Origin of the sequence: Stenotrophomonas sp. HMSC10F06, from assembly GCF_001807865.1 — a bacterium.
Lineage (GTDB): Bacteria > Pseudomonadota > Gammaproteobacteria > Xanthomonadales > Xanthomonadaceae > Stenotrophomonas > Stenotrophomonas bentonitica_A.
On record NZ_KV791299.1, the window covers coordinates 81000 to 105914 of the forward strand.

Annotated in this window: 18 protein-coding genes; 9 read left to right on the top strand and 9 right to left on the bottom strand. The window is 67.5% G+C overall.

All coding sequences use genetic code 11. The features are described from left to right. Positions 1–406: 406 nt before the first annotated feature. Positions 407–2701 (bottom strand): NADP-dependent malic enzyme, encoded by a 2295-nt coding sequence (locus HMPREF3113_RS14625; RefSeq protein WP_019183787.1) that lies wholly within the window; start codon positions 2699–2701, stop codon positions 407–409. A 199-nt stretch (positions 2702–2900) separates the two neighbouring features. Further along, positions 2901–4250 (bottom strand): dicarboxylate/amino acid:cation symporter, encoded by a 1350-nt coding sequence (locus HMPREF3113_RS14630; RefSeq protein WP_070425883.1) that lies wholly within the window; start codon positions 4248–4250, stop codon positions 2901–2903. Between the two features lie 264 nt (positions 4251–4514). Here HMPREF3113_RS14630 and HMPREF3113_RS14635 point away from each other — a divergent pair, with 264 nt between their 5' ends. After that, positions 4515–5681, top strand: a complete 1167-nt coding sequence (locus tag HMPREF3113_RS14635) for an OprO/OprP family phosphate-selective porin (RefSeq protein WP_019183785.1) — start codon at positions 4515–4517, stop codon at positions 5679–5681. A 56-nt stretch (positions 5682–5737) separates the two neighbouring features. Beyond that, positions 5738–8401 (top strand): hybrid sensor histidine kinase/response regulator, encoded by a 2664-nt coding sequence (locus tag HMPREF3113_RS14640; RefSeq protein ID WP_070473621.1) that lies wholly within the window; start codon positions 5738–5740, stop codon positions 8399–8401. On the opposite strand, the gene HMPREF3113_RS14645 is transcribed toward HMPREF3113_RS14640, so the two are convergent. Beyond that, on the bottom strand, positions 8398–9048 hold the full coding sequence (locus tag HMPREF3113_RS14645) for a LuxR C-terminal-related transcriptional regulator (protein WP_070425885.1): 651 nt from the start codon (positions 9046–9048) through the stop codon (positions 8398–8400). The two genes, HMPREF3113_RS14640 and HMPREF3113_RS14645, sit on opposite strands and share 4 nt — an antisense overlap. Before the next feature lie 111 nt (positions 9049–9159). On the opposite strand from HMPREF3113_RS14645, the gene HMPREF3113_RS14650 reads away from it, so the two are divergent. Further along, entirely contained in the window at positions 9160–10461 is a 1302-nt protein-coding gene (locus HMPREF3113_RS14650) for a CitMHS family transporter (protein WP_070473624.1), read from the top strand. On the opposite strand, the gene HMPREF3113_RS14655 is transcribed toward HMPREF3113_RS14650, so the two are convergent. From HMPREF3113_RS14655 to HMPREF3113_RS14665, 3 genes are read right to left on the bottom strand one after another with little or no spacing between them, the layout of a single operon-like run. After that, positions 10389–11528 carry an ABC transporter substrate-binding protein gene (locus HMPREF3113_RS14655; RefSeq protein WP_070473626.1) on the bottom strand — a complete coding sequence of 380 codons (1140 nt, stop codon included), beginning with the start codon at positions 11526–11528 and terminating at the stop codon, positions 10389–10391. The genes HMPREF3113_RS14650 and HMPREF3113_RS14655 overlap by 73 nt on opposite strands. Then, entirely contained in the window at positions 11525–12907 is a 1383-nt protein-coding gene (locus HMPREF3113_RS14660; RefSeq protein ID WP_139146381.1) for a sensor histidine kinase, read from the bottom strand. Before HMPREF3113_RS14660 ends, HMPREF3113_RS14655 begins: the two co-directional genes overlap by 4 nt. Further along, positions 12897–13598, bottom strand: coding sequence for a response regulator transcription factor (locus HMPREF3113_RS14665; protein WP_019183779.1), 702 nt, complete (start codon positions 13596–13598; stop codon positions 12897–12899). The genes HMPREF3113_RS14660 and HMPREF3113_RS14665 overlap by 11 nt, the downstream gene beginning before the upstream one ends. 156 nt (positions 13599–13754) lie before the next feature. On the opposite strand from HMPREF3113_RS14665, the gene HMPREF3113_RS14670 reads away from it, so the two are divergent. Genes HMPREF3113_RS14670 through phbB form a run of 3 tightly spaced genes read left to right on the top strand, consistent with a single transcriptional unit; the run spans position 13755 to position 17071 of the window. Continuing rightward, complete coding sequence (locus HMPREF3113_RS14670) at positions 13755–14936, top strand: OprO/OprP family phosphate-selective porin (protein ID WP_070473630.1); 1182 nt, start codon at positions 13755–13757, stop codon at positions 14934–14936. Positions 14937–14976: 40 nt separating this feature from the next. Then, complete coding sequence (locus HMPREF3113_RS14675) at positions 14977–16305, top strand: CitMHS family transporter (RefSeq protein WP_070473693.1); 1329 nt, start codon at positions 14977–14979, stop codon at positions 16303–16305. 25 nt (positions 16306–16330) lie between these two features. Then, positions 16331–17071 (top strand): acetoacetyl-CoA reductase, encoded by a 741-nt coding sequence (gene phbB / locus HMPREF3113_RS14680; RefSeq protein WP_019183776.1) that lies wholly within the window; start codon positions 16331–16333, stop codon positions 17069–17071. 221 nt (positions 17072–17292) lie between these two features. Here the strand turns inward: phbB and HMPREF3113_RS14685 are convergent, their stop codons facing one another. The 3 genes from HMPREF3113_RS14685 to rsgA form a co-directional block, all read right to left on the bottom strand. Further along, positions 17293–19584, bottom strand: coding sequence for a TonB-dependent receptor (locus HMPREF3113_RS14685; RefSeq protein ID WP_070473631.1), 2292 nt, complete (start codon positions 19582–19584; stop codon positions 17293–17295). Between the two features lie 177 nt (positions 19585–19761). Continuing rightward, positions 19762–21015: a flavohemoglobin expression-modulating QEGLA motif protein gene (locus HMPREF3113_RS14690; protein ID WP_026069868.1), complete on the bottom strand. Its 1254-nt coding sequence runs from the start codon at positions 21013–21015 to the stop codon at positions 19762–19764. 19 nt (positions 21016–21034) lie between these two features. Next, entirely contained in the window at positions 21035–22141 is a 1107-nt protein-coding gene (gene rsgA, locus HMPREF3113_RS14695; protein ID WP_019183772.1) for a ribosome small subunit-dependent GTPase A, read from the bottom strand. A 176-nt stretch (positions 22142–22317) separates the two neighbouring features. On the opposite strand from rsgA, the gene HMPREF3113_RS14700 reads away from it, so the two are divergent. The 3 genes from HMPREF3113_RS14700 to HMPREF3113_RS14710 are packed head-to-tail and all read left to right on the top strand — an operon-like array spanning position 22318 to position 24913. Then, on the top strand, positions 22318–23592 hold the full coding sequence (locus HMPREF3113_RS14700; RefSeq protein ID WP_070473632.1) for a pyridoxal phosphate-dependent aminotransferase: 1275 nt from the start codon (positions 22318–22320) through the stop codon (positions 23590–23592). After that, positions 23592–24212, top strand: a complete 621-nt coding sequence (locus tag HMPREF3113_RS14705; protein WP_070473633.1) for an SGNH/GDSL hydrolase family protein — start codon at positions 23592–23594, stop codon at positions 24210–24212. The genes HMPREF3113_RS14700 and HMPREF3113_RS14705 overlap by 1 nt, the downstream gene beginning before the upstream one ends. A 17-nt stretch (positions 24213–24229) precedes the next feature. Further along, positions 24230–24913 carry a class I SAM-dependent methyltransferase gene (locus tag HMPREF3113_RS14710; protein ID WP_046273529.1) on the top strand — a complete coding sequence of 228 codons (684 nt, stop codon included), beginning with the start codon at positions 24230–24232 and terminating at the stop codon, positions 24911–24913. The last annotated feature ends 2 nt before the right edge of the window (positions 24914–24915 follow it).

Below are 24915 nucleotides of genomic sequence, written 5' to 3' on the forward strand. Positions count from 1 at the left end.
GGCGTCTGCGAGGCGCCGGCCAGCGGCCGGCACTACCGGTGCCATCGGTGCCCACGGGGTGTTGGTAGGTACCGACCGTTGGTCGGTACGCTTTCGTGGGTCAGCGCGCGCCCACCAACCCGGCGTACAGCGCGAACAACTGCTGGAAATACCGCTTCGTGCGTGGATCGCGCATGACACCGTTCCCGTGGCTGACCGTGGAGGATATGGTCGGGCCCAGGGTGGCGGCGCCCCCACCGGAGCGCCACCACGGCCGGGCCGCGTGGTGCTATTGGGCGCCTGGGAGGTTGCAGGGCGGTGACGTCTGTGCGGCGCGCGTGTGGCAGAGCCACCGGTTTCGCTGCCTGAAACGAGAACGCGCCCCGAAGGGCGCGTTCTGGCAACTGAGATCAAAAAGACCGGCAGGTTACGCGCCGTTCTTTTCGGCCTCCAGCTGCTTGCGGATCTGCGCATCCACGGCCGCGATCGCGGTCATGTTGAGCACGCGGCGCGAGGTCGCGCTGGTGGTCAGGATGTGCACCGGCTTGGCCACGCCCATCAGGATCGGGCCGATCGCCACGCCGTCGGTGAACACGCGTACCAGGTTGTAGGCGATGTTGGCCGCTTCCAGGTTGGGCAGCACGAACAGGTTGGCGCGGCCCTTCAGCGTGCTGTTGGGCAGCAGCTTCTGGCGCAGGGCTTCATCCCATGCAGTGTCGCCCTGCATTTCGCCATCAACATTCAGACGCGGGTTGCGCTTGAGCAGCATCTCGCGGACCGCACGCATCTTCAGCGCGTCCCTGGAATCGTGGCTGCCGAAGTTGGAGTGCGACAGCAACGCCACCTTCGGCTCGATGCCGAACAGCTTCATTCGGTACGCCGCCTGCAGCGTGGCTTCGGTGATCTGCTCGGCGGTCGGGTCTTCCTGCACGTGGGTATCCACGAAGAAGAACACGCCCTGCTGGTTGATCACGCCGGTCATCGCCGAGGTGGAGGTCACCTTGGCTTCCAGCGGCAGCACGCTGCGCACGTAGCCCAGCTTCTTGTGGAAGCGGCCGACCACGCCGGTCAGCATCGCGTCGGCTTCGCCACGCGCCACCATCACCGCCGCGATCAGGGTCGGGCGCGAGCGCATCAGGTTCTTGGCCGCGGCCACGGTCACACCGCGGCGGCCGGTGAGGTTGTGGTAGTACTGCCAGTAATCGTTGAAGCGCGGGTCGTCGTTGATGTTGGTGATGTCGAAGTCGACACCGGCCTTCATGCGCAGGCCCAGGCGCTCGATACGCGATTCGATCACGTCCGGGCGGCCGATCAGGATCGGCTGCGCCAGGCCTTCATCGACCACGTTCTGCACCGCGCGCAGCACCACTTCTTCTTCGCCTTCGGCGTACACCACGCGCTGCTTGTCCGAACGTGCACGGTCGTAGACCGGCTTCATCATCAGGCTGGTGCGGTAAACGAACTGGGCCAGCTTCTCGCGGTAGGCGCCCATGTCGGCGACCGGACGCGTGGCCACGCCCGAATCCATCGCGGCCTGGGCCACGGCGGCCGACAGCTCCACCAGCAGGCGACGGTCGAACGGACGCGGAATCAGGTAGTCACGGCCGAAGCTCGGGGTCTCATCGCCATAGGCCGAGCCCAGGTCGCTGGCCTCGCGGCGTGCCATCGCGGCGATCGCGTGCACGCAGGCGATCTTCATTTCCTCGTTGATCGCGGTCGCGCCGACGTCCAGCGCACCACGGAACAGGTACGGGAAGCACAGCACGTTGTTGATCTGGTTCGGGTAGTCCGAACGGCCGGTGCCGATCAGCGCGTCCGGACGCACCGAACGGGCCACTTCCGGCATGATTTCCGGGGTCGGGTTGGCCAGCGCGAAGATCACCGGGTCCTTGGCCATGGTCTTGACCATGTCCGCGGTGAGGATGCCCGGGGCCGACAGGCCCAGGAAGATGTCCGCGCCGTCGACGATCTCGGCCAGCGTGCGCTTGTCGGTATCACGCGCGTAACGCGCCTTCTCCGGGTCCAGATCGCTGCGGCCGGTGTGGATCACGCCGTCGCGGTCGAAGGCGAGGATGTTCTCTTTCTTCAGGCCCAGCGAGACCAGCATGTTGACGCAGGAGATGCCCGCCGCACCCATGCCGGTGGTGGCCAGCTTCACCTCTTCGATCTTCTTGCCGGTGACCAGCATGGCGTTGAGCACGGCCGCACCGACGATGATCGCGGTGCCGTGCTGATCGTCATGGAACACCGGAATGTTCATGCGCTCGCGCAGCTTGCGCTCGACGATGAAGCACTCCGGTGCCTTGATGTCTTCCAGGTTGATGCCACCGAAGGTCGGTTCCAGCGAGGCGATGATGTCGACCAGCTTGTCCGGGTCGTTTTCATCGATCTCGATGTCGAACACATCGATGCCGGCGAACTTCTGGAACAGCACGCCCTTGCCTTCCATGACCGGCTTGCCGGCCAGCGGGCCGATGTTGCCCAGGCCCAGCACGGCGGTGCCATTGGAGATCACGGCGACCAGATTGCCGCGCGCGGTGAGCTCGCTGGCCTGCTGCGGGTCGGCCATGATCGCCTCGCAGGCGTGTGCCACGCCCGGGGAGTACGCCAACGACAGATCGCGCTGGGTCAACATCGGCTTGGTCGCGGTGACCTTGATCTTGCCGGGCGGCGAGAGCCGGTGATAGTCGAGGGCTGCCTGTTTGAAATCTTCGTTGGACATCGCTTTCTGCAGATGAATGGGCGAGAGGAACAAGGGATCATACCCCCGTTGGCGTGGACGGACCTGTCGCTACGCTGTCGCGGTCATGCTGCAACCGCACATAATCCAGCACCGCGCACCGGGCCTTCAAAACAAAACATGGCCGTGCCGCCCCGGCAGGAACGGCACGACCATGCACCACACAATCAGCTCATCGGGCTCAATGCGCCGGGGCCGGGAGCGTCGCCGGCAGGTCATCGACCACCAGCGGCGGCAGCTCGGCTTCACGGCCATCGAGCACCATCGCCAGGCGGTCACGGTCCAGCGCGTTTTCCCAGCGCGAGACCACCACCGTGGCCACGGCATTGCCGATGAAGTTGGTCAGCGAGCGGCATTCGCTCATGAAGCGGTCCACGCCCAGGATCAGCGCCATGCCGGCCACCGGCACTTCCGGCACCACGGCCAGGGTGGCGGCCAGGGTGATGAAGCCGGCGCCGGTGACGCCGGCGGCGCCCTTGGAGCTGAGCATCGCCACCAGCAGCAGGGCGATCTGGTGGCCCAGGGTCAGCTCGGTGTTGGTGGCCTGGGCGATGAACAGCGCCGCCAGGGTCATGTAGATGTTGGTGCCGTCCAGGTTGAACGAGTAACCGGTCGGGACCACCAAGCCCACCACGGACTTGCTGCAGCCCGCCTTTTCCATCTTCTCCATCAGCGAGGGCAGCGCCGATTCCGAGGACGAGGTGCCCAGCACCAGCAGCAGCTCGGCCTTGAGGTAACGGGCCAGCTTGAACACCGAGAACCCGCACAGGCGGCAGACCACGCCCAGGATCACCGCCACGAACAGGAAGGCGGTCAGGTAGAACGAGCCGACCAGCCAGGCCAGGTTGACCAGCGAGCCGACCCCGTACTTGCCGATGGTGAAGGCGATCGCGCCGAACGCGCCGATCGGAGCGGCCTTCATCAGGATGTGGACCAGGCGGAACACGGGTGCGGTCAGCGCCTCCAGGAAGGTCAGCACCGGGCGGCCCTTCTCGCCGGTCAGGGCCAGCGCGATGCCGAACAGCACCGCCACGAACAGCACCTGCAGGATGTTGCCCTCGACGAAGGCACTGACCAGGGTGGCCGGGATGATGTCCATCGCGAAGCCGACCAGGGTCAGCTCATGGGATTTCTGCACATAGCCGTTGACAGCGGTCTGGTCCAGGTCGGCCGGGTTGATGTTCATCCCCGCGCCCGGCTGCACCACGTGCGCCACCACCATGCCGACCACCAGGGCCAGCGTGGAGAAGAACAGGAAGTAGGCCATCGATTTGGCGAACACCCGGCCCACGGTGCGCAGGTGGGTCATGCCGGCGATGCCGGTGACGATGGTCAGGAAGATCACCGGGGCGATGATCATCTTCACCAGCTTGATGAAGGCGTCGCCCAGCGGCTTGAGCGATTCGGCGAAGGCCGGCTCGTAATGGCCGAGGATGGCACCGAGGACGATCGCCACCACCACCTGGAAATACAGTTGGCGGTAGAACGGCAGCGGCTTGGCCGCCAGCGGGGCGGTGGTGGGAACGTGCATGGGAAAGCTCCGGCAGTGTCACGAAGGATGCCGGCCGCGTTGGGCGGCATCTGGCGTGGCCTTTTTACGCCCGCATCTCGCCAACGCAGATAACCTATTGGTACTAGCCCCCCGGTTCAGCTGGCCGGACTGCCTACACTGCCCCGGCACCGCGCCCCCACGGCGGCGGGTGGCCCGGCTGCGGATCAAGGGGGACAGACCCACAGATTTGCCGTCCGCGGCCGTTGTTGTTCTGCCCCACCCTTATTCAAGCAGCTACCGCCCATGCGCCCTACGCCCCTGTTCATCGCCCTGGCCCTGACCACCGCCCCGCTCGCCGCCACCGCGGCCGACTGGGACAACTGGCCGACCAAGACCACTTTCAGTGACGGTACCGAGCTGGCAGCGACTGCCAACATCGCCTATGACCTCAACGACTTCTCCGGCGGCAGCGGCATCGAAGACGCCGACGCCGTGCGCCGCAAGGAATTCGGCGCGACCCTGAAGAAGAAGGGCGTGTACGACGCCATGGTCTATTACGACTTCCAGGCCGACACCTGGCTGGACGTGTTCGTCCGCTTCGAGAGCAAGGCCTTCTTCGGCAGCGACATCGGCCGCTTCCGCTTCGGCTACATGAAGACCCCGGTCGGCCTGGATGCCGGCACCTCCTCGCGCGCCGGCAGCTTCCTGGAAACCGCCCTGCCCGTGCAGGCGTTCTACGAAGGCCGCCGCACCGGTGCCGAATGGGTGCTGGAGCGCCCGCAGTACCTGCTGCAGGCCGGCGCCTACGGCGGCAAGGACCTGCAGGGCGACAACCCCGGCACCACCCAGGCCGTGCGCGGCGTGTGGACCCCGGTCAAGGCCGCAGGCGACGTGGTCCACCTGGGCCTGGCGTATTCGCAGGAAAACCCGCGCGGCTACCGCGATGGCCGTGATGTCTCGCACGCCGCCAGCGCGCGCCTGCGTGCGCGTCCGGAAGCCGGCCTGACCGACATCCGCCTGGTCGACTCCGGTGCCCTGACCACCGCCGACAAGATCGTGCGCACCGGACTGGAAGGCATCTGGATCCGCGGCCCGTTCTCGCTGCAGGGCGAAGCGCTGCAGACCACGGTCAGCCGTGACGGCAAGCCGGATTACACCGGCAGCGGCCAGTACGCGATGGCGAGCTGGATCCTGACCGGCGAATCGCGCCCGTACAGCGCCGGCGCGGTGGCCAACGTCAAGCCGGCCCACGGCTACGGCGCGGTCGAGCTGGTCACCCGCTACAGCCGCATCGATCTGGACGATGCCGACGTGTTCGGCGGCCGCCAGCACGATTGGACCCTCGGCGCCAACTGGTACCTGACCTCGCACTTCAAGTTCCAGGCGAACTACGTCAAGGTCGACGCCAGCCGTCGCGGCGTGCGCAGCCAGCCGGAGATCTTCGAACTGCGCGCGCAGATGCATTTCTGAGCCCGTCCGGCGGACGCGTTGACGCGCGTCCGCCCTGCCCTGCCTAGACTGGCGCCATGTACCGCGTCTCCCGCTATCGCCCCTGGTGGCTGCTCATCGTCCTGATGCTCGGCGGCACGGCGATGTGTGCGCTGCTGGCCGGGCGCTATGCGCAACAGCGGGCGCTGGATGACGAAAGCCTGCAGGTGCGGCGTCAGCTCGGCCTGTATGCGCAGACCCTGCAGCAGCGCATCGATCGCTTCGGCACGCTGCCGCAGGTACTGGCACTGGACCCGGACCTGCACCAGGCGGTGTCCCATCCGCTCACCGCCGCCGAGCGGCAGCGCCTGAACCTCAAGCTGGCCCAGGCCAACAGCGTCACCCGTGCCTCGACCCTGACCCTGATCGACCGGCACGGCATCGCCGTGGCCGCCAGCAACTGGGACCAGCCGACCAGCAATGTCGGCGAGGACTACAGCTACCGCCCCTACTACCAGCAGGCGATGGCGCGCGGCAGCGGGCATTTCTACGGCATCGGCATGACCACGGCCGTGCCGGGCTACTTCCTCTCGCAGGCGATCTACGACGATCGCGGCACCGTGCTGGGCGTGGTGGCGATCAAGATCGAGCTGCGCGCACTCGAACAGGAATGGCTGCAGAGTCCGGACATCGTGCTGGCCACCGACGCGCATGACGTGGTGTTCCTGGCCAATGGCGATGCCTGGCGCTACCGCCTGCTGCGCCCGCTCGGCCCGCAGGAGCGCAGCGAGATGCTGGCAACCCGCCAGTACGCCGACCGCTCGCTGCAGCCGCTGCAGGCCCGCACCGCGGAGGTGCTCGCCGACGGCGGGCGCATGGTGCGTGTGGAGCAGCCCGCCCTGCCACGGCCGGTGCTGTGGCAGACCCTGGCGCTGAACGAACCGCAGTGGAAATTGCACCTGCTGCATGACGCCAGCGCCAGCACGGCCGTCGGCCGCAGCGCCGCGCTGGCCGCTGGCGGGATCTGGTTGGCGCTGTGTTTCCTGGGCCTGTTCGTGCAGCAGCGCCGACGCCTGGCCGCGCACCGCCAGCGCAGCCGGCGCGAGCTGGAAAGCGTGCTCAAGCAGCATGCGCAGGAGCTGCGCACCGCCCAGGACGGCGTGCTGCAGGCCGCGCAGCAGGCCGACAGCGGTCTCAGCCGCAGCCTGGCCCACCTGCCACAGGGCGTGGTGGTGATCGACAACGAGCAGAAGCTGGTGGCGTGGAACGCACGCTACCTGGAGCTGTTCCGCTTTCCGACCGGGCTGATCCGGGTCGGACGCCCGATCGAGGAGATCTTCCGCTACAACGCGCGCCGTGGCCTGCTTGGCCCCGGGCCGATCGATGAAGCCATCGAACGCCGGTTGAACCATCTGCGCAGCGGACGCCCGCACATGCGCGAGAGCGAGAAAGACGACGGCACGGTGCTGGAGATCCGCGGCAACCCGCTGCCCGACGGTGGCTTCGTCACCAGCTACGCCGACATCACCGCCTACAAGAACACCGCGCGCGAACTGCGCTCGCTCGCCGATGCGCTGGAGCACCGCGTCGCCGAGCGCACCCGGGATCTGGATGAAGCGCGCCGCGAAGCCGAACGGGCCAACCGCTACAAGTCGCGCTTCGTGGCCTCGGCCGTACACGATCTGCTGCAGCCGCTGAACGCCGCGCGGATGTTCGTTTCGGTGCTGCGCGGCAAGCTGCAGGGCGACGCGCGCGAGCTCAGCGAGCACGTGGATGCCGCGCTCGCGGCGCAGGACGCCATCCTCAACAGCCTGCTCGATATCTCGCGGCTGGAATCGGGTGCGCTGCAGACCCATGTGCGCGCCTTCGCGCTGTCGCCGCTGCTGGAAACGCTGGCGCGCGAGTTCGGCCTGGCTGCCGAAAGCCGCGGCCTGCAGCTGCGCTGGGTGGATACGCGGGCGGTGGTGGTCAGCGACGAGGCGTTGCTGCGCCGGATCCTGCAGAACTTCCTGTCCAATGCGCTGCGCTACACCCCGCGTGGCCGGGTACTGATCGGCTGCCGCCGCGACGGTGCCCAGCTGCGCATCGAAGTGCATGACCAGGGGCCGGGCATTCCCGACAGCCTGCAGGGCGAGATCTTCGAAGAGTTCCGGCGGCTGGACGATGGCGTGGACCAGGAACGCGGGGCCGGGCTGGGCCTGGCGATCGTGGAGCGCATCGGCCGCCTGCTCGGCCACCCGATCCGCCTGCGCTCGACGCTGGGGCGTGGCAGTGTGTTTTCGGTAAGCCTGCCCATGGGCGAGGCGGCAGACGTGGTGCCCGCATCGGCGCCCGCGGCTGCCCCGGTGGTCGACACCGGCGATGACAGCCCGCTACGCCATTGCCGGGTCTGGAGCATCGATGATGATCCGCGGGTCTGCGCCGCCACCCGCGCGCTGTTGGAACGCTGGGGCTGTGCGGTGGAACTGGCCGATGGCCCGCAGGCCGCGCTGGACCTGGCCGCGCCCGCCACGGTGCCGCAGCTGCTGCTGCTCGATGTGCGCATGGGCGAGTTCCATGGCCCCGATCTTTACGAGGCGCTGTGCGTGCAATGGCAGGCGCGGCCCCCGGTGATCCTGGTCACGGCCGAACGCGACGATGCACTGCGCGCACAGGCGGCCGAAAACGGGTGGGGATTCCTGTCCAAACCGGTGCGTCCGCCGGCCTTGCGCGCGCTGATGACGCAGGTGCTGCTGCGCCATCGCGGTGATGCCACGCGCTAGATGCCGGCGCCTGCGTCCCCTTCCGGCTCCAGCGCCTTCACCAGCACCGCCGCCTGCGTGCGGCTGTGGCACTCGAGCTTCTTCAGGATCGCGGTCACGTGCACCTTGACCGTATTTTCGGCCAAGCCCAGTTCATAGGCGATCTGCTTGTTGAGCAGGCCGTCGGCCAGGCACAACAGCACCCGGAACTGCTGCGGGGTCAGTTGCGCCAGCCGCGTGGCCAGCAGCGCATCGGATTCGGACCGCTCTGCCGCCATCGCCGGGAACCACACGCCGCCATCGAGCACCGCCGCCACCGCCTGGCCGAGCGTTTCGGCCGGCGCTGATTTGGGAATGAACCCCGCCGCGCCGAACTGCTGCGCCCGCCGGATCACGCGCGGGTGGTCGTTGGAGGACACGATCACCACCGGTATGTCCGGATGCGCACCGCGTACGTGCAGCAGCGAGGAGAATCCGCGCGCACCGGGCATGGTCAGGTCGAGCAGGACCAGTTCGATCTCGGCGTGCTGATCGAGCGCGCTTTCCAGTGTCGCGGCACTGGCCACTTCGATCACGTGGACCTGCGGCAGCGCCTGACGCAGGGAATGCACGACCGCAGCGCGGAGCAGCGGGTGGTCATCGGCGACCAGGACGGTGATGTCACTCATGCACGAAGTGTGGCATGCCACCCGGCGCACTGTCGCATTCGGCCGCTGACAGCTGGATGACAGCTCACCGGTGACAGGGTCGGATCGACATTTCCTTGTACTGGAGGCTGCATGCTGACACTCATCGGGCTATTGACCATTGCTGCACTGGTGGCTCTGCTGATCACCGGGCGAACGACGGCCATCATCGCCCTCGTGTTGGTCCCGCTGGTGGCTGCGCTGATTGTCGGAACCGGCACGGATGCGCTTGCTGGCTACTTCAATGACGGCCTGAGGCGGGTCGCCCCGATCGCTGCGATGTTCATGTTCGCGATCACTTTCTTCGGGGTGCTGCAGGATGCGGGGCTGTTCCGCCCCCTGGTTGACGGGCTGGTGCGGATGACCGCGGGCAATGTCGTCGCGGTCGCCATGATGACCGCACTGCTGGGGATGGTGGCGCATCTGGACGGTGCCGGTGCCACCACCTTCCTGCTCACCGTGCCGGCGCTGCTGCCGCTGTACCGGCGCCTGCACATGAGTCCGTACCTGATGCTGCTCCTGCTGGCGACCGGTGCAGGCATCTTCAACATGCTTCCGTGGGCGGGGCCGCTCGGGCGCGCTGCCGCCGTGACCGGCATCGACGTCGGCGTGCTGTGGCAGCCGCTGGTGCCGGTGCAGGTGGTCGGTGCGGTGTTGCTGCTGGCGATGGCGGCCGTGCTGGGGCTGCGCGAACGCGGGCGTGCGGCCCGCCTTGCCGCCAGTGGTGGCGACCTGGCGCCTGCCGGGACTGCTGCGCCGCTGCCCCGCGCAGCGGCGCCAGTACCCGTGCGCCATGCGGGGTTGAACGCGCTGCTGTTCGTCGCGGTCCTGGGTGCGCTGGTCGGGAGTCTGTTGCCCTCGGCCTACATCTTCATGATCGGTTTGGCGCTGGCCCTGCTGATCAACTACCGGGGCCCCGCGCAGCAGATGGAGGCGATCGCCGCGCATGCGCCGGCGGCGCTGAAGATGGGTGCGATCATCCTGGCCGCGGGCTCGTTCCTGGGGGTGATGGACGGCAGCGGGATGCTGCGCTCCATCGCGGCGGACCTGGCCCATGTGCTTCCCGACTCCATGCTGCCATGGCTGCATGTGCTGCTGGGCGTGGTCGGCTTGCCGATGGAACTGCTGCTCAGTACCGATGCCTACTATTTCGGACTGCTGCCGGTGGTACTGGAGATCACTACGCCGCTCGGCGTGGACCCCGCGCACAGCGTGTATGCGCTGACCATCGGAAACATCGTGGGGACCTTCATCAGCCCGTTCTCACCGGCGCTATGGCTGGCGCTGGGGCTGGCCGGAGCGGACATCGGGCGCCACATCCGCTACTCGCTGGGGTGGATGTGGGGCTTCTCTCTGCTTCTGTTGGGGGCTGCCTGGTTGCTGGGCGTGTTCTGATCTTCGCGCGGCGTGCTGTCACTGCCTGCGGGCAGCACGCTGGCGCGCCAGGCTTCCAGGAACTGGCGACGCTTGAGTGCGTCCAGATACACCAGCAGGCCGGGGCCGAGCTGGATCGGGCGAAGGTTGCTGGATGGCCCGCCGCCAGTAGTAGCCGCGGGCAGGATCGAGGTCAGGCGTGCCTCCCGTGAGAGGACCTGCTGCCCGCGCGGAGACAGCAGGTAATCCAGGAATCGGCCCGCTTCCTCGGGGTGCCGGCTGCTGCGCGGTATGACCGCCGTACGCAGCACCACCAGGGTGTAGTCCTCCGGCTCGACGATGGCCAACGGCGCGCCGGCCTCGATCCGTGCGCGTGCATAGGACCCCAGCACGTTGTAGACAAGGGCCAGTTCGCCCCGGCTGACCCGGTCCAGCAGCACGCCGGTCCGTTCCTCCAACTGCACCGCGTTGTCGCCCAGTGCACCCAGCAGCGCGCCGGCAATGCTGCCGCGCTGGCTGTCCTGGGTGGCCATGAGGTAACCCACGTTGCTGCGCTCGATATCGTAGGTGCCCACCCGCCCTTTCAACGGTGCATCGGCAGCGTGCAGCAGATCGAGCAGTTGCCGGCGCGTGCGCGGCACCCGGTTCGCCGCCAGGCGGCGGGTGTTGTAGACCATGACCACCGGCTCGTAGCTGATCCCGAACGCCTCGTGCCGCCACTGCGCCCAAGAGGGCAAGGCATCGGTCTGCGCCGAGCGGTGCGGCAGCGCGTGTCCATCGTTGACGAGCTTGGTCTGCAGGTCCATGCCACTGCTGATGAGCAGATCCGGTGCCGCACCAGGCCCCGGCACGTGCAGGTAACGGCTGTAGATATCCTGGGTGATGATGTCTTCGTAGATCACCTCCGTCCCCGGATGCAACCGCTGGTAGTCGGCGATCACCGTGGCGAACACCTCGATGTCGGTCGAGCCATGGATGCGCAGCTGCGCGGTGGGCGCGCCCTGCGCGGGAAAGCGCTGCACGTCGCCGGGGTCGGCCGCTGCGGTGAAAGCCACCAGCATCAACCACAGACCAGACAGAACCTTCATGCGTGCCTCCTCGGCAGCCGGATCGTGGCGATCAGGCCGCCGCCCACCCGGTTGGACAGATCGATATGGCCGCCATGGCTGTCAACCACGCGCTTGACGATCGCCAGCCCGAGCCCGGCGCCACCGGCGGCCGCACCTTCGCCACGCGCGAAACGCTCGAAGACCCGCTCCGCATCGGCCGGCGCGATGCCTCGGCCGTGATCGGCGATGGTCAGTACGCAGTGGGTGTCATCGGTGGTCAACGCGAGCTGCAACGCGCCGTCCCCACCGTACTTGAGCGCGTTGTCGATCAGGTTCTTGATCGCTTCGCGCAGCAGCAGTGCATCGCCGTTGACACAGGCCGGCTCGCGGGTCACCGCCAACTGCACGCGGGGTGCGGGCAATGCCTGCGGAAGCGCCTCATGCAGGGCCTGGTGCACGGTCTCGGCCAGGTCCACCGGCGCGAACCGCTGCAGGTTCGCGCGATGGATCACGCTGGCATCGCTGAGCAGCTGGTTGAGCAGGCGGCTCATGTGGGTGGCGTTGCGCTCGATCGCCTGCAGGCTGCGGCGCATGTCCTCCGGATCATCATCATCCAGTGCCAGCTGCGCCTGCGCGCGCAGCGCGGCCAGCGGCGTACGCATCTGGTGCGCGGCCTCGGCCATGAACGCGCGCAGGGTTTCATTGCTGGTCGACAGCCGCCCCATGAAGCGGTTCAGCGCACCGACCATCTGGTCCATCTCCTGCGGCGTGGCCGCATCCAGTGGCCGCAGATCGGAGGGCTCGCGCCGGGACAGCTCGCGTTCGACCCGCACCAGCGGCCGCAGCGCCCGGTGCACGCCGAGCGCGACCAGGGCCAGCGACAACAGCGAGAGCACCACGATCGCGACCAGGGCGCGGGTCACCATGTCCTGGGCCAGCGCCTCGCGTGCGCGCCGGGTCTGCCCGACCTGCACGCGGACTTCCGCCTGCGCGGACGGGGAGGAGACCCGCCGCGACACCACCACGAAGCGCACGGTCTCACCGCTGTAGGACGCGTCGAACAACTGCGGGCGATCGCTCGGCGCGCGCGGCGGCGCCGGCAGATCGCCGTAGCCGGTCACGGTCTGGTTGCGTGCATCGGAGACGCGATAGAACACGCGGTCTTCCGGCGCCATCGCCAGCAGGTCGAGCGCGGCGTAGGGCAGATCGACCTGCCACTGCGCCTCCACCAGCGCCACCGAATCGATGATCGACAGTGCCGAGGACACCAGCAGGTGATCGTAGGAACGATTGGCGGCGCGCTGGCCATAGTCGCGTGCACCGAAGAACAGCGCCACGGCGAACAGCGCCATCAAGCCGCCGAGATAGAGCCACAGCGTGCGCCGGATCGAGCTCGGCGCGCGGGCATCACCCGCCATCGGGACGGCTGCCATCGGGCGTGGCGTCGTGTGCTTCGAGCAGATAGCCGCTGCCGCGCACGGTGACGATGCGCAGCGGTGCATCGGCCAGCTTGCGCCGCAGGCGACCGACGTAGAGTTCGATCGCGTTCGGGCCGGCCTCGTCATCGAAGCCGAACAGGCCGTTGCCGATCTCGTCCTTGCCCACCACCTGCCCCAGCCTCCCCATCAGGATCTCAAGCAGGCGGTACTCGCGGTTGGGCAGCTCGATCGGCTGGCCGTCCAGGCTGACCCGGTGCGCGGCGTTGTCGAACTGGAAGCCACCGATCTGCACCACCTCGCTGGCCTGCCCGCGGGTGCGGCGCAGCAACACGCGGCAGCGCGCCTCGAACTCGCGGAAATCGAACGGTTTGCCGAGGTAATCATCCGCGCCGACATCCAGCGCCTGCACGCGATCTTCGATCCCGTCACGCGCGGTGAGCATCAGCACTGGCGTGCTGTCGCCGCGCTCGCGCATGCCGGCCAGCACGCGCAGACCGTCCAGCTTGGGCAGGCCGATATCGAGCACGACCAGATCGAAGCTCTGGTAGCGCAGCACGCTCGCCGCGGCCAGCCCGTCGCTCTGCCAGTCCACGGCATGCCCACTGCGGCGCATGCGGCGGACGATCGCGTCGGCCAGGTCCGGGTTGTCTTCCACCAGCAGGATGCGCATCGGTCGGGATCGGGAAAGGTGCGGGAATGGTAGCGCGTGCGGCCGCCTCCGTGCGCTTCGCTGCGGTGCAGCAATGACTGACAGGTGGATGACAGCATCCCGGCACTAGGCTGCGCCCTCGCGTCACTACTGAACATCCGGCACCTGGGAGGGTCCATGGAACTGAACGCATTGCGCTGCTGTCTGCCGGCTGCCTGCACGCTGTTGTTGGCCGCGCCGGCCTGGGCCGCCGACGACCGTGATGACGAGCGCCCGGTCACCGCCAGCCTCGGCGGCCGCCTGCACCTGGATTTCGCCGATTTCCACAACGACCGCCGCGGCACCCCGAACAAGGACGACACCGAGATCCGCCGCGCGTGGCTTGACGTATCCGGCAAGTTCTTCGTGGTCGACTACAAGATGGAAGCGGATTTCTCCGGCGACCGGGTCGAGGCCAAGGACGTGTTCGTCAGCCGCAGCTTCGGCGATGCCGGCAAGCTGACCGTGGGCCAGTTCAAGCAGTTCTTCTCGCTGGATGACCGCACCAGTTCCAACTACGGCACCTTCCTGGAGCGCGGCAACGCCGGCACCACGTTGGCCCCGCTGTATCGCCTCGGCGCGTCCTGGCAGGCCGCACGCGGCGACATGACGTGGGCGGCCAGCGCCTACAGCCTGGAGAGCATCGACGCATGGCAGGTCAAAGGCCGTGCCGCCGGTGGCCGCGCTACCTGGGCGCCGGGCGCCACCGCCGGCGACGTGCTGCACCTGGGCCTCTCGCTGGCCCATGAGCGCTACGACAACCCCGGCACGGACGGCGTGCCTGCCCTGCGCATCCGCCCGCGCCCGGCCGGCCACCTCTCCGACAACAGCCGCCTGACCCTGGTCGATTTCTCGGCCGGGCGCGACACCGACGTCAACAAGTGGTCGCTGGAGTACGCACAGGTGAACGGGCCGCTGTCCTGGCAGGGCGAATTCAGCGGCGCCACCTTCGACGACGGCAGCCAGCGCGGCAAGGTGCTGGCCGGCTACGGCCTGGTCAGCTGGTTCGTCACCGGCGAATCGCGCGTGTACGACCGCAAGACGGGGCGCTTCGGCCGGGTCAAGGATTTCCAGCACACCGCCGGCGCGTTCGAACTGGCACTGCGCTATGACCAGATGCGCGGCGACCAGCACCTGATCGGCCAGCCGGACCTGCGCGACGGCCAGACCGAGGCGTGGACGCTGGGTGGCAACTGGTACATGCGCCCGAACCTGCGCTTCATGCTCAACCTGATCGAAAGCCGCAACCGCGACCGCCTGGCCGACGCCACCGTGGATCGCACGCGCGCGGTCACCGGCCGCCTGCAGTACGACTTCTGATGCCTACTTTCCGCACCGTTTCTTCTGGAGAATGCAGATGATGCTGAGCATCCTCGGCTTTGGCATGGTCATTACATTCATGTATTTGATCATGAGCAAGCGGCTCTCGCCGCTGGTCGCCCTCATCACCATTCCGATCCTGTTCGCGCTGATCGGCGGCTTCGCGGCCGGCATCGACGACATGATGCTGGAAGGCATCAAGAAGATCGCGCCGACCGGCGTGATGCTGATGTTCGCCATCCTGTACTTCGGGGTGATGATCGATGCGGGCCTGTTCGATCCGCTGGTGCGGATCATCCTGCGCTTCGTCAAGGGCGACCCGATGAAGATCGTGCTCGGCACCGCCATCCTGGCGATGCTGATCTCGCTCGACGGCGATGGCTCGACCACCTACATGATCACCGTGTCGGCGATGCTGCCGTTGTATCAGCGCCTGGGCATGAACGCGTTGAACATGACCTGCGTGACCATCCTCGCCGGTGGCGTGATGAACCTCACCCCGTGGGGCGGGCCCACCGCCCGTGCCGCCACCGCGCTGCACGTGGACCCGGCCGACGTCTTTGTGCCGCTGATTCCCTCGATGGTGATCGCCTGCGCCGGCGTGCTGGTGCTGGCCTGGTACCTGGGCATGAAGGAACGCCGTCGCCTGGGCGTGGTCACCCTGCCGCAGGGCGGGAGCTGGATGGACAACAGCGTCTCCGATGATGGCAACACGCTGCCGACGGTGGAAGACGCCGAGGACACCAAGCGCCCGAAGCTGCTGTGGGTCAATCTGGGCCTGACCATCGCCCTGATGACCGCGCTGATCCTGGGCGTGCTGCCGATGCCGGTCCTGTTCATGGTCGGCTTCGCGATCGCCCTGGTGATCAACTACCCGAACCTGGCCGAGCAGCGCCGCCGCGTGGTCAACCATGCCGGCAACGTGCTGTCGGTGGTCTCGCTGATCTTCGCGGCGGGCATCTTCACCGGCATCCTCAACAACACCGGCATGGTCGAGGCGATGTCGCACAGTTTCCTGGCGATCATTCCCGACAGCTGGGGCCCCTACCTGGCGGTGATCACCGCGCTGGCCTCGATGCCGTTCACCTTCTTCATGTCCAACGACGCCTTCTACTTCGGCGTGCTGCCGATCCTGTCCGAAGCGGCCGGCAACTACGGCATCACGCCGGTGGAGATGGCGCGTGCCTCGCTGGCCGGCCAGCCGGTGCATCTGCTCAGCCCGCTAGTGCCCTCGACCTACCTGCTGGTCGGCCTGGCCAAGGTGGAGTTCGCCGATCACCAGAAGTTCACCCTGAAGTGGGCCATCGCCATTTCGATGCTGCTGATGTTCGGTGGGCTGCTGTTCGGCCTGTATCCGCTTGCGTCCTGATCCGCCTACCAAGGAGCCTTCCGCCATGACTCTTCGCATCGCCTACGTCACCAGCGCCATGGGCAGTGTCGGCACTGCCATCTGCCAGAAGCTGGCCCGCAACGGCCACACCGTGGTCGCCGGCTGCGCCCCGAATTCACCGCGCAAAGCCGCCTGGCTGCGCGAGCAGCGCGAACTGGGCTTCGATTTCATCGCCTCGGAAGGCAATGCCGCGGACTGGGCGTCGACGGTGGCCGCGTTCGCCAAGGTGAAGGCCGAAGTCGGCGAGATCGATGTTCTCGTCAACAATGCCGGCGGCAGCCGCGATGTGCTGTTCCGCCAGATGAGCCCGGATGATTGGAATGCGGTGATGGGGTCGAACCTGCATGCGCTGTTCAACATCACCAAGCAGGTGATCGATGGCATGAGCACGCGCGGCTGGGGCCGGATCGTGAACATCGGCTCGGTGAGTGCGCACAAGGGCCAGATCGGCCAGGTGAACTTCGCGACGGCGAAGGCGGCGATGCATGGCTTCAGCCGGGCGCTGGCCAATGAGGTGGCGACGCGGGGCGTGACGGTGAATACGATTTCGCCCGGGTATATCGCGAGCCAGTCGATCAGTAGTTTCCCGCCGGATGTCCTGGATCGCCTGGCGGGTTCGGTGCCGATCCGTCGTCTGGGCAAGCCGGAGGAGGTGGCCAGTCTGTGCGCGTGGTTGGCGTCGGATGACGCGGCGTATGTGACGGGTGCGGATTATGCGGTGAATGGTGGTCTGCACATGTTCTGAGGATTTTGCGCGTCCTGTTTGATGCGTGACCTCCCCCACGAGGTGAGCCGCGATGCTGATTGGCATCGCGGCTTTTTTTTCGCTGGTTTGCGTTATGTGGACGTCGTTTCGGTAGCGCCGGCCGCTGGCCGGCGCCTCGCGATGGCGGGTTCAGGGGGTTGCCGGCCAGCGGCCGGCACTACCGGCACCACCGACCGACGGTCGGTGGCTACCCCACCGGATCAGAACTCCGCAGCGACCGTCATGAACAGCTGGCGCGGCGCGCTGGCGTGGATCGCGTAGCGGGTGCCGGTCGGGTCGGTCGGGGCGAACGAACTGAGCTGGCCGGCGTAGCGCTTGTTGGTCAGGTTGGTCGCGTTGAGCGAGACCTTGATGTCGCGCAGGCCCATGCCCGGCCCGAACGAGTACCCCATGCCCGCATCGAAGGTGGTCACACCCGGCACCGACTGGTCGTTGGTGTAGGTGTAATACCGCTTGCCCGTGTACTTCGCGCGCAGGCTGGCGAAGAAGCCATCGCGGTTCCAGCTGATTTCACTGGAGGCCATGCGCTCGGGCGTATCGACCGTGATCTTCCCGGCCACCGGCACGATCGCACCGCCCGAGGTGTAGTTGTCCTCGTAGGTGGTCTTGTTCCACGAGAGCGCGTTGTACCACTGCAGGCCGTCCATCGGCTTGAGGATGAAGGTCAGTTCCGCACCGCGGCTCTTCACCGAACCGACGTTGATGAAGCGCGTGATGCACTCCGGTCGCGTACCCACTTCGATGCTGGTGCACGGGTTGAGCGAGAGCAGGCGGTTGTCGAACATCACGTGGTAGGCCGCGATCGAGGCCTGGTACTTCTCGCCGAAGGTGCGGAAGCCCGCTTCCAGCGTCTTGGACTTTTCCGGCTCCAGCCCGGCGCTGGCGGCGAAGGATTCCGGCGAGACCTGCAGCGGGCCACCGCTGCCGCCGCCGACGAAGGCGGCGATGTTCTCCGAGTACGAGGCAAATACTTCCTGGTTCGGGCTCAGCTTGAAGCCGATACCGGCCTGCGGCAGCACCGATTCCTTGGCGGTCAGGGTGCCGGAGGCGTAGCTGGCTTCGGTGCCCGGCTTCGCATTGGCGGTCATGCGGGTGTTCGGGCTCTTGATGCCCACATCCACGGTCAGGCGGTCGTCCAGGAAGCGCATGCGGTCCTGCACGTAGAACTGGCGCGTGCGGATGTCGAAGTCCTGGTCGAACAGGCGGCGGTCCGGGTGGTTGAGGTAGCCGTCATCCAGGAACGGACCGGTGATGTAGTAGAAGTTGCGCTCCACGTTGTGGTCGTTGCGCTCGTACCACAGCCCTGCCTCCAGCGAATGGATGCCCCACTGCCAGCTCAGCGCGGCGGTGATGCCCTGGCGGTTGATGGTGTAGTTGGTGCTGCGGATGGAGATCGGCAACATCTCCGGGGTGCCGGGGTTGGACGGCTGGCCCGGTGCCCACCAGTGGCCCTGGCCACGGTTCTCATGGTGGTAGCCAAGCAGCTTCAGGCGGGCGCTGTCGCCCAGCGCGAGGTCGGCATCCAGCGAATACAGGTTGTCATCACGCAGCGCGCGGCTCTGGTAGTACGCATCATCGATGCTGTTGACGCCACCGGTGAACGCACACTTCTGGGCGTTGTAGGTGCCCGGTGCGCAATAGGCGGCGGCGACGGCGCGATCCCAGTCCGGCGCGTAGATGTTCCAGTCCCAGCCCAGGCCGCGCGCCAACATGCTCTTGGACAGGTAGGCGTAGTTGGCCTGGCTCACGCGCGAGGTCGCCGCGAACGCGCCGAAGCGATTGTCACCCACGTTCCAGATCGCCTTGGCATTGAACTGGCGGGTGGTCTGGTTCTGGTTCGGCTCGGCCCACATGTCCGCGTTCTGGTGCACGCCGGACACGTAGGCAGAGAAGCCATTGATATCGCCGGTGTCCACGCGCAGGTAGCCACGGCGCTGGTTGTCATCGCCGACGGTGACACTGGCCTTGCCGCCGAACTCGGTGGACGGGTCCTGCGAGAAGTACTGGATGGTGCCACCGAGGTTGCTGGTGGAGGCCACGCCCAGCGAGCCGATGCCCTGCGACAGCTCGGCGCCGGCCAGGTTCTCGGCGATCAGCGCACGGGCGATGCTCAGGCCGTTGTAGTTGCCGTAGCTGTTGTCGCCCAGCGGAATGCCATCCAGTGTGTAGCCCAGGCGGCTCTTGTCGAAGCCACGCAGGCTGATCGTCTGCGATTCTTCATTGGCGCCGAAGGCATCGTTGGACTGCACGGAGACGCCTGGCAGGCGGTCGAGGATCTTCTGGCCGCTGGTACCCGGCGGCAGCACTTCCTTGTCCACGGCGGTGATGCGCTGCACCTGGCGGGTCTCGCCCTGGCCGATCACCGAAACGGTGTCCAGGGTCTGCGCGCTGAGCGCGACGTTGGCAGCGGCGGTGGCGTCTACATCGGCAGCGTGGGCGTTGGCGGCGCACAGCGCGAGCGCCACCGCGATCGTCAGGGGTCGGGTAAGCATGGTCGTCCGTTACATGGGGGAAGATGACCTGCGCAATGCAGGTGCATGACCAGCATGCGAGCGGAACATGAAAGGATGTTTACGGTGCGGGTCATCGCAGATGAATTGCGATGCAGTGCTCATTAACGCACTGAGTGCATGTGGAAGGCGCGCGAGCTTGCCGGCCAGCGGCCGGCACTACTCGGGGGCGAGCTGGTCCATGCGGATGCGGTTGGCGAACAGCGAGAAGGCGAGCATGCCGGCCAGCCCATTCGCGCGGCTGACCCAGTGCGGGAGCCAGCGCGGCGGGCGCAGGATGCCCTCTTCGAACAGCGGCGCAAACGCGATCGCATCGGTCAGCGACATCTTGCCGGCAAACAACCAGCGGCAGACCTGCAGGCGGTCCTCGGCCAGCATGTGGCGGAAGAAGGTGTGCACCGAGACCAGCCCGCGCAGGTACACGGTGTCCTTGGTGAAGGCTGCGCCGCCGCTCGGCGGCACGCCGCGGAACACGCGCTGGGCCGAGGCAAAGCTCTCTTCGTTGTTCTGCCCCGCCGCGCAGAAATAGCGGAACACCTCGATGAAATCGGCGCCCTCGCGTGCCATCGCGATGGCTTCGGTACGCAGGCTGATGCGCTTGAGGCGCTCGATGTCGATGCTGCCGGTGATCTGTTCGGCGAACGTGGCCAGCCCCTCCTGGGTCGCGGTGACCCGCGGCGACGACAGCGCCAGGCTGGGCAGGTGCGGCTGCTCGCGTCCGTTGAGTGCGGTCAGCGAGTGCACCAGTGCTTCATGGTGGAACAGCTGCGCGCGGTCATAGGCGCTGAAGCGGGCACTGGTGCGCAGGCGGATCCGGTTGGGGCCGGCGGCGGCCTTGGAAATCAGCTCCGGGTCCAGCTGCACGGTGATGATGCGCGACTCGAAGAACGCATCCAGATCACTCTGCAACTGCAGCTGCAGCGCAGTGGCCGAGACCGGCACCTGCTCTTCGGGTGCGAGCAGTTCGTGGTCCAGCTCCTGCGCGATCTGGATGAAGTGGCGGGCAGCATCGCGGGTACTGGGTCCATTGCCTGGCAATGGCTGCTCCGGCGCGCCGAACAACTCCACCGAATAACGGTCGACCTCGGCGGTGCCCAGCGATTCGAGCAGGCCGGCGGCCTGGTCCCAGCTGTGCGCCGAGCGCTGCACATACAGGCCGATGGGATGGTCGGGATCGCATTGGGCGCTGATCGCAGCCAGCCGGTGGCGGGTATCGCTGAAATCGAGCCGGGGGTAATCGACCTGCGGCAGCACCGGCTGGCCGCGGGCGACGCTGGCCAGGAACGGGGCCTGCAGCGCGGCCGGCCAGCTGGTCAATCCCAGCAGTTTGATCCCGCCCACCGCCTCGACCAGTTGGGCATCGAGCGCGGTGTGGTGGGCAACGTCACGATCCACGGTCATTGGCGTGTCCATGGACGGACAGTAGCAAAAGCTATCGCCGGCCGCCCTTACCGCCCGGGCGCCACTGGGCGCCCTTGCCCACGTGCTTGCGTTCGATCGCCTGCTGCGCCTGGCGCACGGCCAGCTTGGCAGCGGCGGCGGCCACTTCTTCTTTCAGCTTGAAGTAGTTGAGCAGGCGCTCTTCATCCAACGTGCCGTCCTCGATGGCCGCGCGGATCGCGCAGCCCGGCTCACGCTGGTGGGCGCAGTCGCGGAAGCGGCATTGCGCCGACAGGGCTTCCACGTCGGAGAAGCCACCTTCGCTCAGGGCCTCCTCACCGGTCGGCTTGAGTTCGCGCATGCCGGGGGTATCGATCAGGCAGGCGCCGGCCGGCAGCGGGATCAGCGCGCGGTGGGTGGTGGTGTGGCGCCCGCGCGAGTCGTTGACGCGCACATCGGCGGTCTTCATCCGCTCCTCGCCCAGCAGCGTATTGGTCAGGGTCGACTTGCCGGCCCCGGAAGATCCCACCAGCACCACGGTCTGGCCGGCGGCCAGCCACGGCAGCAGGGCCGAGGCACTGGCCGGGTCCTTGCCGTTGATGGCCAGCAGCGGGATGTTCTGCGCGGCCAGTTCTTCCAGCACGTCCAGGGCGTCCTGGCTGTATTCGGTCTGGTCGGCCTTGGTCAGCACCACCACCGGCTGCGCGCCGCCCCCGCCGACCAGCAGCAGGTAGCGTTCGATCCGGCGCGGATTGAAGTCCGCATCCAGGCCACAGACGATGAACACCGTATCGATGTTGGCCGCGATGACCTGCTGGTGGTAATGCTCGCCGGCCGCGCCACGCTTGATCGCGGTGCGCCGCGGCAGCAGGGCCACGATCTTGATTCCCTCCAGCAGCACCCAGTCGCCCACCGCTGCGCGCTCGTGGCTGGGGAAGCGTGGGCGCTGCCACTCCGGCGGCGACTCGGTCTTGATCGCCGCGTCAGGTGCATCGGACACGATGTAGCCGGTGCGATGCTGCTCGATCACCCGGCCCGGGCGCGCCTGCGGGAACTGCTCGAACAGGGCCTGCCAGGCCGGCAGTTCAGGGCCGCCCGGCCAGGGCCAGCCGATGGTCTGCAGGGCACGGTAATCAGTGGGTTCGCTCATCGTGCCCATTCTAAAGGGTGTGGCGGCCGGGCGTCGCCGCGATGGGCCGGCGCTGGGGTCGACCCGTGGAAATCCTTTCAGTTGAAACCGCCTTGCCAGCGCAGGGAATGCGGCCGGAAACGCTTGCCCTGCAACGCAACAATTCCGCTACCATGCGGTTTCCATGCCTGAATGACGGCCCGTTCATGTCCACGCCTCCGCTGAAGCCGCTCGCCACCCGCGAGCGCCTGTCCGAAGTCCGCTACGAGATCCGGGGCGAACTGGCGCGACGAGCGCGGGAGCTGGAGGCCCAGGGCCGCAAGCTGATCAAGCTCAACATCGGTAACCCGGGCAATTTCGGGTTCCGTGCGCCGGAGCACCTGCAGCGCGCGATCGCCGACGACATGGGCCGCACCGATCCCTATACCCACCAGCAGGGGCTGCCGGAGGCGCGCGAAGCCATCGCCGCCGCGTACGCCCGGCGCGGCGCACCCGATGCGCACCCGGACCGGGTATTCATCGGCAACGGCGTCAGCGAGTTGATCGACCTGTCATTGCGCGCCCTGCTCAACCCGGGCGACGAAGTGCTGGTGCCCTCGCCCGATTACCCCTTGTGGTCGGCCGCGACCATCCTCAACGATGGCCGCCCGGTCTATTACCGCTGCGCGCCGGAGAACGGCTTCCAGCCCGACCCGGTCGAGATCGAGGCGCTGGTGTCCTCGCGCACCCGCGCGATCGTGCTGATCAACCCGAACAACCCCAGCGGCGCCAGCTACTCGCGTGAGCTGCTGGAGCGCATCGTCGCCATCGCAGCCAAGCACAACCTGCTGTTGATGGTCGATGAGATCTACGACCAGATCCTCTACGACGACGCGCAGTTCCATGCCGTCGCACCACTGGCGGGCGACCACCCGTGCATCACCTTCAGCGGCCTGAGCAAGGTGCATCGCGCCTGCGGCTGGCGCGTGGGCTGGGCGATGCTGTCCGGTGCGGCCGAGCGGCTGGGCGAGTTCCGTGCAGCGATGGATCTGCTCAGTGCGCTGCGCCTGTGCGCCAACGTGCCGGGCCAGTACGCCATCGATGCGGCGGTCAACGGGCCGGACACGATCTCGCCGCTGTGCGCGCCCGGTGGCCGCCTGTATGAAACCCGCCGCGCAGTGATCGAGGCCTGCAATGCCAGCGAGCACCTGTCGCTGGTGGCCCCGGCCGGTGCGCTGTATGCGTTCCCGGCGGTGGTCGGTGCGGCGGCGCGCAGCTTCGACGACCATGATTTCGCGCTGGAACTGATGAACGAGGAAGGCGTGCTGGTGGTCCCGGGCTCGAGCTTCAACGTGCCCTACCGCCACCACTTCCGTGTGACCCTGCTGCCCGAGCCGGAGGTCATGCGTGATGTGTTCGCGCGCATCGATCGCGCCCTGGCACGGCGTGCCGAGGCCAACACCAAGGTGGTGCCGCTCAAGCCGCGCAGCGCGGTGGCCTGATGGGCCTGCCGTACCTGGCCCTGGGCGATTCCTACACGATCGGCGAAGGCGTTGACCCCGCCGGGCGCTGGCCGATGCAGTTGGCCGCCGCCCTGCGCGATATCGGCGTGGCGGTGGACGATCCCAGGATCATCGCCACCACCGGCTGGACCACCGACGAGCTCGAGGCCGGTATCGATGCAGGCGCACCGCAGGGGCCGTTCGAGCTGGTGAGCCTGTTGATCGGGGTCAATGATCAATACCGTGGGCGCAGCGTGGACGAGTACCGCCCGCGCTTCACCGCGCTGCTGCAGCGCGCGCTCGCCTTCGCCGGTGACCGTGCCGCGCGGGTGCTGGTGCTCTCGATCCCCGACTGGGGCGTGACCCCGTATGCCGTGGCATCCGGGCGAGACCGCGTGCAGATCGGGCAGGAACTGGATGCCTACAACGCGGCGGCGGCAGCGATCTGCGCCGAGCACGATGTAGCGTTTGTCGACATCACCGACCTGAGCCGCCAATGGGGGGGCGAGACGGTGATGCTGGCCGACGATGGCCTGCACCCCTCCGCGGCGATGTACACGCTGTGGCACCAGCGCGCGTTTGAAGTAACGCGCGTGCTGTGGGCGGAGCCCAGCCGCTGAGCGAGGCCACGCTGCCGCTGGCCAGGGAACAGGCCCGCCGGATCGCCACGGCGTTCCTGCCGGCACAGCGCTTCGGCAACCGCCGCGATTACTACTACAGCCGCGGCAAACTTGGCAGCGATCCGCTGTATCCCGGGGTGCTCGCCGCGCTGGAGGATGCTCCTGCCGCGCCCTTGCTGGATATCGGCTGCGGTTTGGGCCTGCTGGCCCACGTGCTGCACCAGCACGGCAGTGCGCTGGCGTACCACGGCCTGGATATCGACGCCGACAAAGTGGCCCGCGCAGAGCGGGCCAGCGCACGCGCCGCGCTGCCGCACGCCCGGTTCACCTGCGTGGATGCCAGCGCCGCCCTGCCCGCACACCACGGCAACGTCGCGCTGCTGGACGTGTTGCAGTACCTGCCCGCCGCGGCCCAGACCCGGTTGCTGCACGAGGCCGCCGCACGCGTGGCGCCCGGTGCGCGGCTGGTGATCCGCACTGTGCTGGCCGACAACAGTGGCCGCGATCGCACCACGCGCATCACCGACATGCTCGCGCACCTGGTCGGGTGGATGGGCACGCGGCCACGCCATTACCCCGATGCCGGGAGCCTGCGCGCCCCCCTGGAGCGGGCCGGGCTGCAGCTGCGGATGACACCGCTGTATGGCAACACCCCGTTCAACAACTGGCTGATCGTCGGCGATCGGGCGCGCGTCGCTTGACC